The 15,827-nt window shown below is 60.9% G+C and carries 11 protein-coding genes and 2 pseudogenes; 6 read left to right on the forward strand and 7 right to left on the reverse strand.

Annotated features, from left to right (window positions below):
- Positions 1–185 precede the first annotated feature (185 nt).
- Complete coding sequence (locus BSK43_RS34885; protein WP_077470352.1) at positions 186–2,657, reverse strand: glycoside hydrolase family 2 protein; 2,472 nt, start codon at positions 2,655–2,657, stop codon at positions 186–188.
- A 527-nt stretch (positions 2,658–3,184) separates the two neighbouring features.
- Between BSK43_RS34885 and BSK43_RS34890 the strand changes: the two genes are divergently transcribed.
- Positions 3,185–5,275 carry a bifunctional diguanylate cyclase/phosphodiesterase gene (locus BSK43_RS34890; protein WP_077470354.1) on the forward strand — a complete coding sequence of 697 codons (2,091 nt, stop codon included), beginning with the start codon at positions 3,185–3,187 and terminating at the stop codon, positions 5,273–5,275.
- A gap of 146 nt (positions 5,276–5,421) precedes the next feature.
- The gene (locus BSK43_RS34895; RefSeq protein ID WP_077470355.1) at positions 5,422–5,853 is read left to right on the forward strand and encodes a glyoxalase/bleomycin resistance/extradiol dioxygenase family protein; all 432 of its coding nucleotides are present in this window, start codon (positions 5,422–5,424) and stop codon (positions 5,851–5,853) included.
- A gap of 59 nt (positions 5,854–5,912) precedes the next feature.
- Here BSK43_RS34895 and BSK43_RS34900 read toward each other — a convergent pair whose 3' ends face one another.
- The 5 genes and pseudogenes from BSK43_RS34900 to BSK43_RS34920 form a co-directional block, all read right to left on the reverse strand.
- Complete coding sequence (locus tag BSK43_RS34900) at positions 5,913–6,743, reverse strand: alpha/beta hydrolase (RefSeq protein WP_077470356.1); 831 nt, start codon at positions 6,741–6,743, stop codon at positions 5,913–5,915.
- A 37-nt stretch (positions 6,744–6,780) separates the two neighbouring features.
- Positions 6,781–8,028: a kynureninase gene (kynU, locus tag BSK43_RS34905; protein ID WP_077470357.1), complete on the reverse strand. Its 1,248-nt coding sequence runs from the start codon at positions 8,026–8,028 to the stop codon at positions 6,781–6,783.
- 19 nt (positions 8,029–8,047) lie between these two features.
- Positions 8,048–8,969 (reverse strand): annotated as a pseudogene (locus BSK43_RS34910) (ABC transporter permease).
- Positions 8,970–8,973: 4 nt separating this feature from the next.
- On the reverse strand, positions 8,974–9,753 hold the full coding sequence (locus tag BSK43_RS34915; RefSeq protein ID WP_068395150.1) for an ABC transporter ATP-binding protein: 780 nt from the start codon (positions 9,751–9,753) through the stop codon (positions 8,974–8,976).
- Between the two features lie 87 nt (positions 9,754–9,840).
- Complete coding sequence (locus BSK43_RS34920) at positions 9,841–10,827, reverse strand: ABC transporter substrate-binding protein (RefSeq protein ID WP_077467706.1); 987 nt, start codon at positions 10,825–10,827, stop codon at positions 9,841–9,843.
- A gap of 185 nt (positions 10,828–11,012) precedes the next feature.
- On the opposite strand from BSK43_RS34920, the pseudogene BSK43_RS34925 reads away from it, so the two are divergent.
- Both BSK43_RS34925 and BSK43_RS34930 read left to right on the forward strand, forming a co-directional pair.
- Positions 11,013–11,776 (forward strand): annotated as a pseudogene (locus BSK43_RS34925) (GntR family transcriptional regulator).
- Between the two features lie 117 nt (positions 11,777–11,893).
- Entirely contained in the window at positions 11,894–12,847 is a 954-nt protein-coding gene (locus tag BSK43_RS34930; protein ID WP_077467707.1) for an NAD(P)-dependent oxidoreductase, read from the forward strand.
- Between the two features lie 19 nt (positions 12,848–12,866).
- On the opposite strand, the gene BSK43_RS34935 is transcribed toward BSK43_RS34930, so the two are convergent.
- Positions 12,867–14,075: a TIGR03862 family flavoprotein gene (locus BSK43_RS34935; protein WP_077467708.1), complete on the reverse strand. Its 1,209-nt coding sequence runs from the start codon at positions 14,073–14,075 to the stop codon at positions 12,867–12,869.
- A gap of 257 nt (positions 14,076–14,332) precedes the next feature.
- Here BSK43_RS34935 and BSK43_RS34940 point away from each other — a divergent pair, with 257 nt between their 5' ends.
- A complete protein-coding gene (locus BSK43_RS34940) occupies positions 14,333–15,040 on the forward strand; it encodes a TetR/AcrR family transcriptional regulator (RefSeq protein ID WP_136687446.1) in 708 nt (235 codons plus the stop codon).
- Positions 15,041–15,159: 119 nt separating this feature from the next.
- On the forward strand, positions 15,160–15,827 hold a 668-nt coding region (locus BSK43_RS34945; protein WP_169055503.1), incomplete at its 3' end, for a Gfo/Idh/MocA family oxidoreductase.

The raw sequence follows: 15,827 nt of genomic DNA on the forward strand, positions 1-15,827 counted from the left end.
AAGCTAGGTCTCGCTGATTCATGGATCGGATGGGCGCACTAAAGCATAAGGTAGAGCCTGAATATAGGAGGCATTTCGCCATTCGCGAGCGCAATCTTTTGTGACGGCTTGCCGGAGAAAGACGGAAAACATCAGATCCGACCCGGCGCCGGGCGCCGGATCTTTTAGCCGTAAACAATGCCGGCCTATCGATGCGTCGAGGTCTCCGCGACCTGATTGGCCGTGCGGATGACCGCGGACAAATCGGCTTCCTCAAAGGCCTCTTTCGAGATGCCGCTGATGCGGAAGGTCCTGTCTTCACCGGGCATCAGGTTGACGAGCATGTCGTCGACCTCGGCATTCGGGCTGATGCGATCGACGAACAGGCAGAGGTCCCGCAGCAGCGTATGCGCCGTGATGGTCACCGCAATTCCATCGCCGGTCTCGACGGTCTGAATATCGAAGCGCGGATGTGGATAGCGCAGCTCCATATCCTTCTCGAAGAACCACCAGGCTTCGGCATCACCAAGGCGGGCGCGCAGAAATTCCCGTCGGGGATCGCCCGGCGTTGCCACGTCGTCCGGGATCGCGATGTCGGCATTCTCGAAGCGGTCGCAGAGGACGCGCCAGACGGAATGATGAGCCAGCAGCTTGCCGTTGAAATCGAAGCGCTCGATGGTGAAAGGCACGCGCCAGAACAATGTCGCATCGTTGGCGGCAACGGCGGCAAGCCCATCGCCGCGCGGCTGGATGGTCAGGAGATGCGGGGCGTAGCTGTGCTTCAATGCGTACCAGAGCGGTTTCTTGCGCCCGGCGCCGTCGATCGCCGCCCATGACGTCACCGGCCAGCAATCATTGAGCTGCCAGACGATCGTGCCCATGCAGGTCGGCCGGTGCGAGCGCATGTGATCGATGCCGAAGCCGATGGCACGCGCCTGATTGAGTTGGGTGACGAATAGCCAGTCATCGAAATTCTGCGGGTGCGGGAACCAGCCTTCCAACCCCTGCAGCAGCTTGTCGTTGCCGCCCGTTGCCTTTTGATGGTGCAGGACCCCGGGGGAGGCGGGTGCGCGATCCGCCTCGCGCACGGATTGCGTCAGTGTCGCGAAGGTCGAGGGCGCCTGCCAGCCGAATTCTGAGCAGAAGCGGGGGATATAGTTGCGGTAGGTCTCGTATCCCACCTCGTTCCAGACGTCCCAAATGTGCTTGCAGCCATGCTCGTCGGCATTCGGCGCGATCTCCATCGAGCCGGAATAGGGGCTTCCCGCCCAATAGGGCCGGGTCGGATCGATTTCCGCCACGAGCTTCGGCAGCAGATCGAGGTAATAGCCGGCGCCCCAGGGGCGATTGCCGAGCACGTCCTGCCAGCCCCAGTCGAAATAGCCCCAGATATTCTCGTTGTTGCCGTTCCAGATCACCAGCGAGGCGTAGGGCATGAGCCGGGTGATGGCTTCGCGCGCCTCCGCCTCGATCTCGCTGTAGACAGGCTCTTCTTCGGGATAGGTGGCGCAGGCAAACAGGAAATCCTGCCAGACCATGATACCGGCGGCGTCGCATTCTTCATAGAACGTATCGGTCTCGTAAATACCGCCGCCCCAGACGCGCAGCAAATTCATGTTGGCATCGCGCGCCTGGGCGATCCGCTCGCGATAGCGCTCTCGCGTCACGCGCGGCAGGAAGCAGTCATCCGGAATCCAGTTGGCGCCGCGGGCAAAGACCGGCACGTCGTTGACGACGAGGGTGAAGGCAGAGCCGATCTCATCCGGCGTCGTGTCTAGCCGCACGGAGCGGAAGCCGACGCGGCGAGTCCAGTCGTCGAGAGATGCACCATCGGAGCCGAGCAGTTGCAGCTCGAGGTCGTAGAGCGGCTGGTCGCCGAGCCCATGCGGCCACCAGACTTGCGGATTGTCGATGCGGCACTCGATCTGCGCGTGGGTTTCTCCCTGCGCAACACGGACTTCCGAGCGCTTGCCGCCGACCGACAGCACCAAGGCCACGCTATCCGTACCCTTCGTCGCCCATTCGATCTCGACATGCAGGCGCGCGACGCCCTGGCCGCCCTGCAGCGTGATCTCCGGTCGAATGCTGCCGAGGCGCGCCTTCGACCAGCTTTCCACGGCGATCGGTTGCCAGATACCCGAGGTGACGACGGTCGGACCCCAGTCCCAGCCGAAATTGCAGGCCATCTTGCGGATGAGATTGCTCGGGCCGGGATAGTTCTGGGGAATATCGGCGGCGCTGCCGAGCTGCTTGCGGACCTCTTCGCCATGTTCATAGGCGGATTGGAAATCGACGATCAGCTCGTTACGGCCGCTTTTGAGGCTGTCGCCGATATCGAAGCGGTAACTGCGGTGCATGTTGCGGGTTTCGCCGAGGACTTTGCCGTTCAGCTCCAGGCGCGCCGCAGTGTCGAGGCCGAGGCAGGATAGATCGACGCGATCGGCGTCTTCGCCGTCCCAGTCGAAGGCGAGCCGATAGCGCCAGGCGGAGCGACCAATCCAGTCCTGCGAGATTTCGTTGACGTCGAGATAGGGGTCGGTGATCAGCTGCGCCGCCATCAGGTCGAGATGCACGTTGCCGGGCACGGCCGCCGCAATGCTGTTCGGCAGCGACGGTGCGCTGGAGGGCGCGCGAAGGCGCGAGATGGTCCAGCCGGTGTCGAGCGTCTGTCTTTTCATGTCATGGATCCGTGATGAAATGGATGTCTCAAATGGCCTTCGGCGCGATGAGTTGCGGCCCGGCCCGCAGGTGGCGGTTCATATGATGAGCTTAGGCGATTCGATCCCGTTGTTCCAACGCTTCCATGATGTCGCCCTGTTCACCATAGGCGGTGTCGACGGTTTTTGCGAAGCTTTCCCTGCCTCCATCAGTGGCCGTAACAATGGCTACGGAATGCCATAGACTTGTGACAGCGCATGATTGTCGGCAAACCTCGCCGATTGTCTTATGCCCGGATCGAGGTCATATCACCTAATGTCCAAGAGATCGGCAAGGTCGACATCGTTCTGATCAATCAAACGGCATGTTTGCAAGAACACTCGTTTCGCTGCCGAGTTATCGCGAAAATAAAGCGGCTGGTTGCATATTCGATAGGCTTTTGCTTAAAGTTTAAGCTAGTCTAGTATTTTGATTTTATTTAACTTTTTCGATTATAAATCTGCAATTCGCTAATATTTCAACTCGAATTGGCAAGGTCGACCTGTCCATGAATTCCGTCTGGCCGGACGCCCCGAACGATGATTTTCGATCGCTTTTCAAGACGCATCCCTCGCCGATGTGGGTCTATGATCCGCAGACGCTGAAATTCCTGATCGTCAATGACGCAGCGCGCGATCTCTATGGCTATACGCATGCTGCTTTCGCCGTCATGACCGTGCTTGATATCCGGCCTGAGGAAGAGCGCGAGCGCATGCTCGATGCCGTGCACCAGCGCACCGACATGGAGATGGCGCAGCGCTGGACGCATCTGAAGGCCGATGGCCAGACGTTCGAGGTTTTGACCTACGGCCGTGAGATCTGCTTCGATGGCAAGGCCGCGATCCTGGCGATCGTCCAGGATCGCTCCGAGGTCAACGCTGCCCGTCGTCAGGTCGATGCCACGCAGTCGCTGCTCGACAGTATCGTCGACAATCTTCCGGTCGGCGTCTTCGTCAAGGATATGGCGAGGGAAGGCCGTTACATCCTGTTCAACGAAGCCTGTGGCGGCATCATTGGGCAACGCGCGAAAGATGTCGTCGGCAAGCCGGATGAGGCCGTATTTTCGGACGAGCAGACCGCGATTTTTCGGGAGCAGGACAGGCTTGCCTTCGACACCGGCTCAACCGTCGGGTTCGAAGAGACTATCCATGCGCTGGATGGCGTTCCGCGCATCATCAAGACAGCAAAGCGCGTGCTCCCGGCTCCGAAGGGGCAGGCGCCGCGCTACCTTCTCGGCATCTCGCAGGACGTCACGGAGGAGCGCAGCGTCGAGGCGAAGCTTGCGCATCTCGCCATGCACGATTCCCTAACAGGCCTGCCGAACCGGGCCTTCTTTTCTGAGAGCATCGTGCGGCAGGTAGCCTCCGCGACGCCGGAAAAGCCGATTGCGCTGCTCTATATCGATGTCGATCATTTCAAGCATATCAATGACAGCAAGGGCCATGCTGCCGGTGACATGCTGTTGCGTCAGGTCGCCGAACGCCTCCTGCAGCTTGCCGAGAAGAGCGATCTGGTCGCGCGCCTCGGCGGCGATGAGTTCGCGCTGGTGCTGAAAATGACCGATGCGGGGCGGGCCCAGCGTTTTGCGGATCTGCTGCTGCTCTCGCTTTCCGTGCCCTTCGATCTCGACGGCGTGCGCGAACATGTGACCTGCAGTATCGGCATCGCGATGGCGCCGGAGCACGGCAGCGATGCCGACGTACTGATGCGGGATGCGGATCTGGCGCTCTATGCCGCCAAGGGCAGCGGTCGGTCGACCTATCGCTTCTACCAGGCCGACATGCGACTTGAGGCGGAGCGGCGCCATCAGCTTACCCTCGAGCTTCGGGAAGCCCTGCAGAACGGCGAATTCGAACTCCACTATCAGCCGATCATCCGGCTGGACAATGACGGCCTGTCGGGTTTCGAGGCTCTGATCCGCTGGCGCCATCCCAGGCGCGGTCTCATCGCGCCGGCCGAGTTCATCCCCGTTGCCGAAGAGACCGGCATGATCGTGCCGATCGGCGACTGGGTGCTGCGGGAAGCGTGCCGGACTGCCGCACATTGGCCGGACAATCTGAAAATCGCCATCAACCTGTCGGTCTATCAATTCCGCCATGCAAGCCTGCTTGCCAGCGTCGTCACGGTTCTCGATGAAACCGGCCTCAGCCCCGGGCGGCTGGAGATAGAAGTCACCGAATCCGTCCTGCTTTCCGAGGTCGAGCAAAGCCTGTCGCTGCTGCGCGCCCTGAAGGAGCTCGGTATCCGCATCGCTATCGACGATTTCGGCACCGGCTACTCGTCGCTCAGTTACCTGCGTTCGTTTTCCTTCGACAAGATCAAGCTGGATCGCAGCTTCGTCGCCGGCATGGAGACCGATCCGGGCAATCTGGCGATCGTGCGTGCCGTGGTCGGTATTGCCTCTGGTTTCAATGCGGTGACGCTCGCCGAGGGCATTGAAACGGAAGCACAATTGGCGAAGCTGCGCGCCGAAGGCTATAACGAGGTGCAGGGCTTTCTACTTGGGCGGCCGATGCCACGTGCGGAGGCCGAGGCGCGTATTTTCAGCGAGATCTATCCCCCAAAGGTCATTCGCGCCCGGCAGCCGGTGCATGGATAAAGCCTGAACGATGACGCCTCACCGGGCTGCCAAAAATATTTGAAAAAAATCGATCTCCTCTGTCGGAATGTCTCTCCGGCTGACGTCCTTGGGGCAGCCCAACGCAAGGGCACGACCCATAAACCCGTCCCCAAGGAGAGACGAACATGACCGATACAACAGAACAGACCCAGGCTTCTCAACCGCGCGTGCCGGTGCGTGGCGGTGTCGTGGCCTATCTGACGGTAGATGGCGCGACGAAGGCGGCCGAGTTTTACAAGCGTGCTTTCGGCGCCGAAGAGGCCTTCATGTTCCCGGTCGACGAAAAGGGCCGGACCATGCACATCCATCTCTACATCAACGGCAGCTCCGTCATGCTGGGGGATGCCTATCCGGAATACGGCCATGCGCTGGAAAAGCCGCAGTCTTTCGTCATGCAGCTCGTCGTCGAGGACTTCGATGCGTGGTGGAAGCGCGCCGTCGATGCCGGGCTTGAGGTCATCGTCGAGCCGCAGGTGATGTTCTGGGGTGATCGCTGGGGCCAGCTTCGCGACCGCTTCGGCGTCACCTGGGCCATGAATGCGCCCGTCACCGCATAACGTCTGCAAGCTCTCGGCGCGGAATACGCGCGCCGAGAGCTTCTTCCTAGGCCGTTGGCCTATTCAGCGAGCAAGCTCCGCGTCAGCGGATGAGAGGCATCGGTAAGCCCATCCAAGACCGTGTAATGGTGCTTGTCCGGCTCGACTACCGCTTCCGTTGCGGCGCCAAGCCCGGTCCAGATATTGGCCAGCAAAGCATTCTGGCGAATGAATTCCGCGCGCTCCGCGCCGCCCACCCAGCACGTAAGGCGGACATTGGCTACTGGCTCCAGCAATGCCGGGCTTTCGGCCATTGCTTCGGCGGCATCGATACGAAGTTCCTTGTTCATTTTGCGCTTCATGATCGGACGCAGGTCGTGCAAGCCGGAGATCGCGAGAACATGGCGGATGCGCCTGAGAATCGCCTCGTCTAGCGGCGACGTCGTCGTCATCATTCGGGCGACGAGCTGACCGCCGGCCGAATGCCCCGTCAGAATGATGGGGCCGTCCACCATCTCCGCTGCCTTGGTGATCGCCGCCGCGATCTCCCTGCCGATGCCGCCGATGCGATTTGCCGGGCAAAGCGTGTAAGAGGGGATTGCCACCGCATAGCCGGCCGCAATCGAGCCGGCCGCGAGATGTGACCAATAGCTCTTGTCCAGCTGCAGCCAGTAGCCGCCATGCACGAAAACCACCAATCCCTTTGGGTGGCCTTCGGGCAGGAAGAGATCGAAGCGGTTGCGCTCAGCGGGACCATAGACGAGATCAAGCTTTGCGCGCCCCGCTGCGGAAAGGCTTTCGCGGAAAGACCTGGCTGGCTCCACCCAGGCATCCGGCCATCGATTGCCGTCAACGATGTACGCGCCGTTGGTATAGGCGCTCTCCCAGTCGGTCAGCTTGAAATAGCTCATTTCCAACTCCTCCGTTTCGGCGCTCGGCGACGATCGGTCAGGTTACAGCCGAGCGCACGGCAAAGCGTGCATCTTTCCATGAACCGCTGCGCAAGATCTCTTCCAGAACCGCCGCCGCGCGCCAGACATCGTGAAAACTGACGTAAAGCGGAGTGAAGCCGAAGCGCAGTGTCGAGGGCGCGCGGAAATCGCCGATCACGCCGCTGTCGATCAATGCCTGCATGACCTCATAGCCGTTGCTATGGGTAAAAGAGACCTGACTGCCGCGCCGCTCGCTGTCGCGCGTGGTGTCCAACATGACGCCATATTGGCCGCATTTCGCTTCGACGAGCCGGATGAAGAGATCGGTGAGGGCGATGCTCTTTTGGCGCAGAGCATTCATGTCCACTTCATCCCACAGCGAAAGCGCACCCTTTAGCGCCCTCAGCGAAAGGATGGGCTGCGTGCCGCAGAGGAAGCGCTTGATGCCGGCGTCGCCATCAAAGACTCGCTCGAAAGCAAAAGGCCGGGCATGGCTCCACCAGCCGCTAAGCGGCTGGACGATCGATGCATGGTGGCGGCGCGCGGCATAGATGAACGCCGGGGCACCCGGGCCGCCGTTCAGATATTTATAGGAGCACCCGACGGCGAAATCCGCGTTTGAACCATCGAGATCGACAGGAAGCGCGCCGGCGCTATGGCACAGATCCCAGATCACAAGCGCGCCTGCCGCCTGAATGCGCTTGGTCAGTGCTGCCATGTCGCGCAGTTCGCCGTTCTTGTAGTTGACGTGATTGACGAGCACGACGGCCACACTCTCGTCGATCAGTTCCTCGATGCTATCGGCATCGCGGCCTTCGAGGCGAAGCGTAACGCCGGGACGGGTCGAAGCCACGCCTTCGGCCATATAGAGATCGGTGGGGAAGCTGTCGCCTTCGGCGACGATAACGTTGCGGTCCGGCCGCATCGTCAGGGCTGCATGCAGCGTCTTGTAGATATTGATCGACGTGGAGTCGGTGACGACAGTCTGGCCCTCAGCCGCGCCGATCAACCGGCCGATGCGATCACCGAGTTCGAGCGGAAGATGAAACCAACCGGCGCTGTTCCAGCTGCGGATCAGGCCGTTGCCCCATTCCTCCATGGCCGCCTGGCGCACTTCGGCAAAGACATCGTGGGAGGCCGCGCCCAGCGAATTGCCATCGAGATAGATAACGCCGGCTGGAAGGGCAAAACGGCTGCGGAAGGCGCGCAGTGGGTCGTTCTCGTCCATAGCCTCAATGGCGGCGAGATCGGGAAGGCTGTCCATGATTGTATGGCCTCTTGATTTATTCGCGAATGGTTTCCCGGGTGGCTGCTCCGCCGCGGCTGCGGCGGATGCTCGGTAGCGCCAGCATAATGAGCACGAAGAGGCCCGTGGCGAGTTTCAGGTTCGGCGGCGGCATGCCGGCGGCAAGGCTGAGCGATACGAGCTGATAGTAGACGATTGAGCCAACGAAAGGCGCAAGCAGCTGTCGCAATACGGTCTGCTTGCCGGTGAAGGCTTCGCCGATCATTAGCGCGGCGAGGCCGTTGATCAGGATGCCGATGCCCATATTGACGTCGGCAAAGCCCTGAGACTGCACCATCAATGCGCCGCGGCGGCGAAAACGCGCTGGCGATGCCGACGCCGCCAATGGTCGCGGCCCAGACATTGATGCCCTGTGCCTCTGCCATGTCCGGATTGGAGCCGACGGCGCGCATGGCCGTGCCCTTTTCCGTCTTGAAGTAAAGATTGAGGCCGATGAGGACGATAATGGCGATCAAGCCGGCAACGACGATCTTGCTTGCCGGGAAGCCGGGTTCTGCAAACGGCACCCAGTCGAACACGGTCGGCGAGCCGAAGACGGACAGGTTGGATTTGCCCATAATGGCGAGATTGACGCTGTACAGCATCGTCGACATCAGGATGCCGGCGAGCAGCGTGTGGATGCGGAAACGCAGGTGAATGAATGCCGTGCAGCAACCGGCGGCAAGGCCGATGACGAAGGCCACGATAATGGCGAGTGGTGGAGCGACGCCGGCGGCGAGCAGGACGCCACAGACGCAGCCCCCGAGCGGAAATGCGCCTTCGCTGGTCAGATCCGGAAAATTCAGCATGCGGAAGGGGATCATGATCCCGAGGACGACGAAGCTCAGGATGAAGCTCTGTGCCAGCGTGACCGGTATGAGCGAGACGAAACTCGAAACGGTTGTCTGAATGAAATCCATGATATCAGCTCACCAGCAACATTCGGTCGGTCTTGACGGAGAAATGACCGATGAGTTCGGGCACGGTGATGCGCCGTTTTCCTTCCCCGGTGATTTCCAGATGAAGGCGGCCGGCGTCTAGCATGATGATGCTGTCGCCGAAGTCGACGGCATGCTGCATGTTGTGCGTCACCATCAGCGTCGTCAGCTTCAGCGCCTCGACCGTGCGAACCGTTGCCTGCATGACGATATCGGCGGTGCGCGGATCAAGCGCGGCGGTGTGTTCATCAAGCAGAAGAACATCGGGCGAGCCGCCAACCGCCATGATCAACGAGAGCGATTGCCGCTGGCCACCGGAAAGCAGCTCCACCTTGGTATCGAGCCGATTCTCCAGGCCGAGGCCGAGAACGGCGAGACGCTCCTTGTAAGCGGCAAGGCGCGCAGCGTTCAGCCCGGGACGAAATCCTCGCGTTTTGCCGCGCAATTCGGCCAGAAGCATGTTCTCGCCGACGGTCATGCTCGCTGCAGTTCCCTTCATCGGGTCCTGAAACACGCGCGCCAGACGGGCGGCGCGCTTGTGCACCGGCATGTTGGTCACGTCGTTGCCGTTGATGAGGATCTCTCCGGAATCGAGGCTGAGTGCGCCTGAGATCGCGTTGAGCATGCTGCTCTTGCCCGCGCCGTTCGAGCCGATGACGACGCCGAACTCACCGGATTTGAGGGAAAGTGTCAGGCCGTTGAGCGCGACTTTCTCGTCCGGCTGGCCTCTGTAGAAAACCTTGCGCGCGGATTTGATGTCCAGCATCCGTGCCTCCCTGCAATGTAGGCTTAGAAAATGGCGGCGTTCATGACGCCGCCATGGATCCGAATGATCGTTAGAAGATGCCGCCGATTACTTCGTGAAGCAATTGCAATCGGCAAGCGAAGCCGGGACTTCGGCACCGAAAGCCTTCAGCACGGCCTTGTTGATCAGCGGCGCATGGTCCTTGTAAGCCGGAACGGACGGCTTGATCGTCTTCGGATCGGCACCCTTGAGGATCTGGGCAGCGATCTTGCCGGCATTTTCGCCGACCTGCTCGTAGTTGACGGCGAAGCTGGCCGGGACGACGCCACTGCGAACGGCGGCATCGTCGGAATTGACGATCGGGATCTGTGCCTGGCGGGCGGCGGCGGCAACGGCAGGAATTGCCGGCTGCAGCAGGTTGGAAGCCGGCGTGTAGATCACGTCGGCCTTGCCGGCGAGCGATGCAATGCGCTGCTGGATGTCGTTGACGTTGTCGACACCGACCGGCACGACCTCGAAGCCGGCAGCCGGAGCGGCAGCCTTTACCTTGTCGATCAGCGCAACGTCATTGGCTTCGCCCGGATTGTAAGGCACGCCGAGACGCTTGGCATTCGGCAGCAGCTTTTTGGTGAAGGTCAGGATCGCGGAAATGTCCTGCAGGTCGCTTGAGCCGGTAATGCCGACGTCACCCGAATCCCACGACGGGACGAGCTTGGCGGCGACCGGATCGGTGACCGCGGTGAAGACGATCGGAATGCCGGAGCCGGCGAGCGCCTTCTTGGCGATCTGCGATACCGGTGTCGTGACCGTATACATCAGCTTCGGATGTTCGGACTGCAGCTTGGCGATCATCTGCGGCACGAGCGAAGCGTCGAAGCTCGTATTGCTTTCGGAATAGACGACATCCTTGCCTTCGACGAAGCCATTATCGGCGAGTGCCTTCTTGAAACCGGCGATCGAGGCGTTGAGCTGCGGATGCTCGCCGAAGTTGGCGATTGCAATCTTGATGGGCTCGGCCGATGCCGAGGCGACGCCTGCCATGAAGGCACCGGCAACCACGAGGCTGGACAGCCATTTGGACGTAAAGCTACGCATATTTTCCTCCCGAATGTGTCAAGGAGCCATGTTCCCTCGGCTCTCTTGACCGCGGATCATAGCGACTGCTGCTAGCCTGTCAATTTGTGATATATGATATGCACCGCACGCGCCTTTAATATATAATTTCCCGTTACGGCGATTTTATATATAATCCGGGCCGGAAGAGGGCTGGGATAGAGGTCATGCAGGACAAGGATGCGTTGAGCAAGACTGAGGCAGCCTACTGGCTGTTGCGGCGCGATATCCTCAATACGAGGCTGAGACCCGGCGCATCTTTGCGGCTCGGCGCTCTCCGGGATATTTACGGTGTCGGCTGGACACCACTTCGCGAGGCGCTGTCGCGGCTGGAGGCCGAGAAGCTGGTGACGGCCGTCAGCAATCGCGGCTTTGCAGTAGCACCCGTATCGCGTGCGGAACTGGAAGACCTGATGCGGCCCGCATGGTCGTCGAAATGCCGCTCCTTCTGGAGTCGATCGAAAAGGGCGGCCCGGACTGGGAGTCCGCCGTCGTCACAGCGCATTACCGCCTGTCGCGCTGCAAGATCGTGCCGGACGATGCCTCCGATGAGATGGCCGACGAATGGGACGAGAAGCATACGGCCTTTCATGCCGCGCTCGTCAGCGCGGCAACATCGAACTGGCTCCAGCGTTTCCAGGCCACTATCAGCGACCAGCTTCGCCGCCATCACCGCTTCCTCGGCTTGGCGCCGACACAGCGAGCTGCTGCCGGCCTGACGATCGGCTATGAAAAGGCGGCAGCGGCCCTGCAGGATGCCATGGCGATCGAGCACCATACCGCACTGATGGAAGCAGCCCTCGACCGCGATCTCGATCGCGCCAAGGCGCTGATGACCGAGCACATCGGCTACACGCTGCAGGTCTATATTCGCTCGGAGGATGAGCAAGAGCAGCAAGGGCAAAAGCAGTTCATCGGCACGCGACCATAGAAAATCGCCGCGTCCTTCGATCGAAGGATGACAAACCGTCACGCGCTCCTATTCTCAACAGGGATTTTTCGAATTTCGAGACTGGCCGATCATGATCTCGGTCGTTTGGAGGACATCATGACGCGTGTAGTGGTTATCGGCGCCACCGGCCATGTCGGGACATATCTCGTCCCAAGGCTGGTCGAGGCGGGCCACCAGGTGGTGGCAATCAGCCGAGGCCAGGCGAAGCCCTATTCGCCGAACCGAGCCTGGGAAGACGTCGAAATGCTGACCATGGACCGCGCAGGTTTGGAGAAAGACGGCAGTTTCGGTCCCGCGATCCGCGCATTGAAGGCGGATATCGTCATCGACATGATCTGTTTCACGCTCGATAGTGCCAGGCACCTGACCGCAGCGCTTGCCGGGCATGTCAGTCACTTCCTGCATACGGGTACGATCTGGACGCACGGCTTCTCGACCGTGGTTCCGACGCCGGAGGAGGCGCCAAAGCGGCCGTTTGGTGACTACGGTACGCAGAAGGCGGCAATCGAGACGCATCTTCTGGAAGAGGCTCGCCGCCGGGGATTTCCCGCGACCTTGATCCACCCGGGCCACATCGTCGGACCGGGCTGGTCTCCGCTTAATCCGGCCGGCCATTTCAATCTCTCAGCGTTTTCGACATTGGCGCGCGGCGAAACGCTTGCTTTACCGAATTTCGGCCTCGAGACGGTTCACCATGTTCATGCCGATGATGTCGCGCAGATGTTCTTGGGCGCGATCGCCAATTGGCGCGTCTCGACCGGAGAGGCGTTTCATGCGGTTTCAAGCGGCGCGCTGACGCTCAGGGGCTATGCCGAGGCGATGTCACGGTGGTTCGGTCATGAACCGAAGCTTGAGTTTCTGCCCTATGAGGCTTGGGCAAAGGACCAGACGCCCGAGGATGCGCAGGCCACCTGGGAGCACATCGCCCGGAGCCCGAATTGCTCGATCGCCAAGGCGCAGAAACTGCTCGGCTATCAGCCGCGCTATACATCGCTGCAGGCGGTTCAAGAATCTGTCGCATGGCTGATGGCAAACGGCCGGATCGGTTGACGCGCCAGACTTCAGGCCTTCATCGCCTGAGCCAAGCCTCCATACCCTCGGCCGCCGCTCGCCCGGCGGCAAAGCAGGCCGTAAGCAGGTAGCCGCCCGTCGGCGCTTCCCAATCGATCATTTCCCCGGCGACGAACAGGCCGGGGAGCTTCTTCAGCATATAGCCCTCATCGAGCTCGCTCCAGCGGATGCCGCCGGCCGATGAGATGGCCTCGGCAATGGGCCTTGGTCGCAAAAGCGGGATCGGCAAGGCCTTGATCAGCCGCGCGAGACTTTCCGGATCTGAAAGGATAGGCGGCGCTGCCAGTTCACGGATCAGGCCGGCCTTCACGGCTTCGATCCCCGCGCCCTTGCGCAGGCGGTTGGAAAGGCTGATCTTAGCGTCCTGCCGGGCGAGGTCCCGTGCGAGCCGTTCGGTTGTACGTCCAGGCACGAGATCGACGACGAGCGCAGCTTTGTCTCCGCGTGCCAGCCGGTCGCGCAATGCGGCGGCATGGGCATAGACGAGGCTGCCTTCGATGCCGGTCTGCGAGATGACGAACTCACCGGGAAACGTTCCTGCCTCGGAAGTGGCTGTGACCGCTTTAAGCGGCGCGCCGGCGAAGCGTTCCTTGAATGGCACGCTCCAGGCGACGTCGAAGCCGCAATTGGCCGGCTGGAAGGCGGCGATATCGATCCCCTTGTCTTCGAGCCAGTCGACCCATGCCGCATCCGAACCCAATCGAGGATAGCTGGCACCGCCAAGCGCGAGCAAAGCGGCGTCATAGTCGATGATCTCGCGTCCCTGTGGTGTCTCCAGAACCAGGCCGCCATCGGCGAAACCGGACCAACGGTGCCGCGTCATAACCCTCACACCTTGGGCCTTCAGCCGCGCGAGCCAGGCGCGCAGCAGGGGCGACGCCTTCATGGTCTTCGGGAACACACGGCCGGAGGAGCCGATAAATGTCTCCGTGCCCAATCCTTCGGCCCAGGCCCTGACGTCGTCCGGTCCAAAGCAGCCGAGCGCGGCGCGCAGCCGGGGTGAGGCCGTACCGAAGCGGTCGGCGAAGAGACGGAACTCTTCCGAATGGGTGATGTTCAGCCCGGATTTGCCGGCCAGCAGGAATTTGCGCGCAACCGTCGGCATGCTGTCATAGACCGTGACACGATGGCCCGAAGTAGACAGAACTTCTGCCGCCATGAGCCCGGCGGGGCCGCCGCCGATGATTGCGATCTGCTTTTCAGCCATGGGCCAATCCGGTGCCAATTACCATTCGTTCTCTTGAGCCGGACCGGCCACGAAAGCAAGATCGTTCCATCCATATCCAAGGAAACTCGTACCTCAAGCAACGGCTTTCATTATGACATATCCACATTTAAATCGATATAACCGTCTGGTTACTACGGCCCGCGAATCGCCGGGGGCTGTCAACTGATGCGATGATCGGTTACTTATCGGCGACAGGAAGGGCCTTTAAGCCTTGTGAGATGTCGCCGGGAGCCATGATGTCGGAAGCCAGAACCGTGAAACGCCGCGCCAAGAGCGCAGACGCTGCGAATGCCGACGAAGGGGCATCGCGTGCGACTGCGGAACGGCCGCGTCTGAGGGACGCGGAGCGCACGAGCAAGGCGATCCTGGCTGCAGCGACGAAGGAGTTTGCCGAGCGCGGCTATGGCGGCGCCCGCGTTGATGCCATTGCCGAGCGTGCCAAGATCAACAAGCGGATGCTCTACCATTATTTCGGTGGCAAGGATGCGCTCTATGTCGCCGTTCTCGAAGGCAGCTACATTGCCATCCGCTCGGCCGAGGCCAGGCTTGATCTCACGCATCGCTCGCCCAGGGATGGCATGCGCGAGCTTGTTGTTTTCACATGGCAATATTTCCTGGATCACCCTGAATTCCTTGGCATTCTCAGCACGGAAAACATGCACAAGGCCCGCTTCCTGAAGCGGTCGGCCCGCATTTTCGAGCTGCATTCCCCCTTGGTCGCGGAAATTTCCGGCCTGCTGGATCGAGGCGCGGCCTCCGGTGATTTCCGTCCCGGCTGCGATCCGGTGAAGATATACATGAGCATCGCCGCGCTTGGCTCGTTCTTCCTGACGAACCGCTGGACGCTGTCGACGATCTTCCGGCGCAATCTCTCGGACAAGGGTGAAATCGAGGCCTGGGGCGAGCATATCGTCGAGGTCATTTTCGCCTATCTGCGCCCCTAAGCGCCTTTCAGCCACTCTCTCCGTAATCCCTGCTTTGCGCTCTTGCTTCTGGGCGTTGACAGGCGTGCATTGGCATGTCAGTTATGTAACTATATGGTTATTTACGGGAGGAATGGCTTATGGCGACAAGGCCAATCGGGATCATCATGCACGGCATCACCGGACGCATGGGCTACAATCAGCACCTGCTGCGCTCCATCCTGGCGATCCGCGAGCAGGGCGGGGTGCTTTTGTCGAATGGCGACAGGCTGATGCCAGAGCCGGTGCTTGTCGGCCGCAATGCCGAGAAGATCGAGGCGATTGCCCGCAAGCACGGCCTGGCGAAGACGACGACCGATCTCGATGCCGCTCTGGCCGATCCCTCCAATGCGATCTTCTTCGATGCCGGCTCGACGCAGATGCGTGTCGAGTTGCTGGAGAAGGCGATTGCCGCCGGCAAGCATGTCTATTGTGAAAAGCCGATCTCAGAGACGCTGGAAGAAGCGCTGTCAGTGGCAGCGTCCGCCGAACGACGCGGCGTCAAGAATGGCGTCGTGCAGGACAAGCTGTTCCTGCCGGGCCTGCGCAAGATCGCCATGCTGCGCGACAGCGGCTTCTTCGGAAAAATCCTGTCGGTGCGCGGCGAGTTCGGCTACTGGGTGTTCGAGGGTGATTGGGGCGTGCAGGCGCAGCGTCCGTCGTGGAACTACCGCAAGGCCGACGGTGGCGGCATGATCCTCGATATGCTGCCGCATTGGCGCTATGTGCTCGACAATCTGTTCGGCGAGGTCAGGTCGGTGAGCTGCCT

The sequence above is a fragment of the Rhizobium sp. P44RR-XXIV genome, assembly GCF_001999485.2.
GTDB lineage: Bacteria > Pseudomonadota > Alphaproteobacteria > Rhizobiales > Rhizobiaceae > Rhizobium.

What these genes read in the sequence shown, in the direction of transcription:
- BSK43_RS34940 (WP_136687446.1), top strand. Translation starts at nt 14,333, where the DNA reads ATGTCGGAAGCCAGAACCGTGAAACGCCGCGCCAAGAGCGCAGACGCT.
- BSK43_RS34900 (WP_077470356.1), bottom strand. Translation starts at nt 6,743, where the DNA reads ATGAGCTATTTCAAGCTGACCGACTGGGAGAGCGCCTATACCAACGGC.
- BSK43_RS34895 (WP_077470355.1), top strand. Translation starts at nt 5,422, where the DNA reads ATGACCGATACAACAGAACAGACCCAGGCTTCTCAACCGCGCGTGCCG.
- BSK43_RS34885 (WP_077470352.1), bottom strand. Translation starts at nt 2,657, where the DNA reads ATGAAAAGACAGACGCTCGACACCGGCTGGACCATCTCGCGCCTTCGC.
- BSK43_RS34935 (WP_077467708.1), bottom strand. Translation starts at nt 14,075, where the DNA reads ATGGCTGAAAAGCAGATCGCAATCATCGGCGGCGGCCCCGCCGGGCTC.
- BSK43_RS34890 (WP_077470354.1), top strand. Translation starts at nt 3,185, where the DNA reads ATGAATTCCGTCTGGCCGGACGCCCCGAACGATGATTTTCGATCGCTT.
- BSK43_RS34930 (WP_077467707.1), top strand. Translation starts at nt 11,894, where the DNA reads ATGACGCGTGTAGTGGTTATCGGCGCCACCGGCCATGTCGGGACATAT.
- BSK43_RS34915 (WP_068395150.1), bottom strand. Translation starts at nt 9,753, where the DNA reads ATGCTGGACATCAAATCCGCGCGCAAGGTTTTCTACAGAGGCCAGCCG.
- kynU (WP_077470357.1), bottom strand. Translation starts at nt 8,028, where the DNA reads ATGGACAGCCTTCCCGATCTCGCCGCCATTGAGGCTATGGACGAGAAC.
- BSK43_RS34920 (WP_077467706.1), bottom strand. Translation starts at nt 10,827, where the DNA reads ATGCGTAGCTTTACGTCCAAATGGCTGTCCAGCCTCGTGGTTGCCGGT.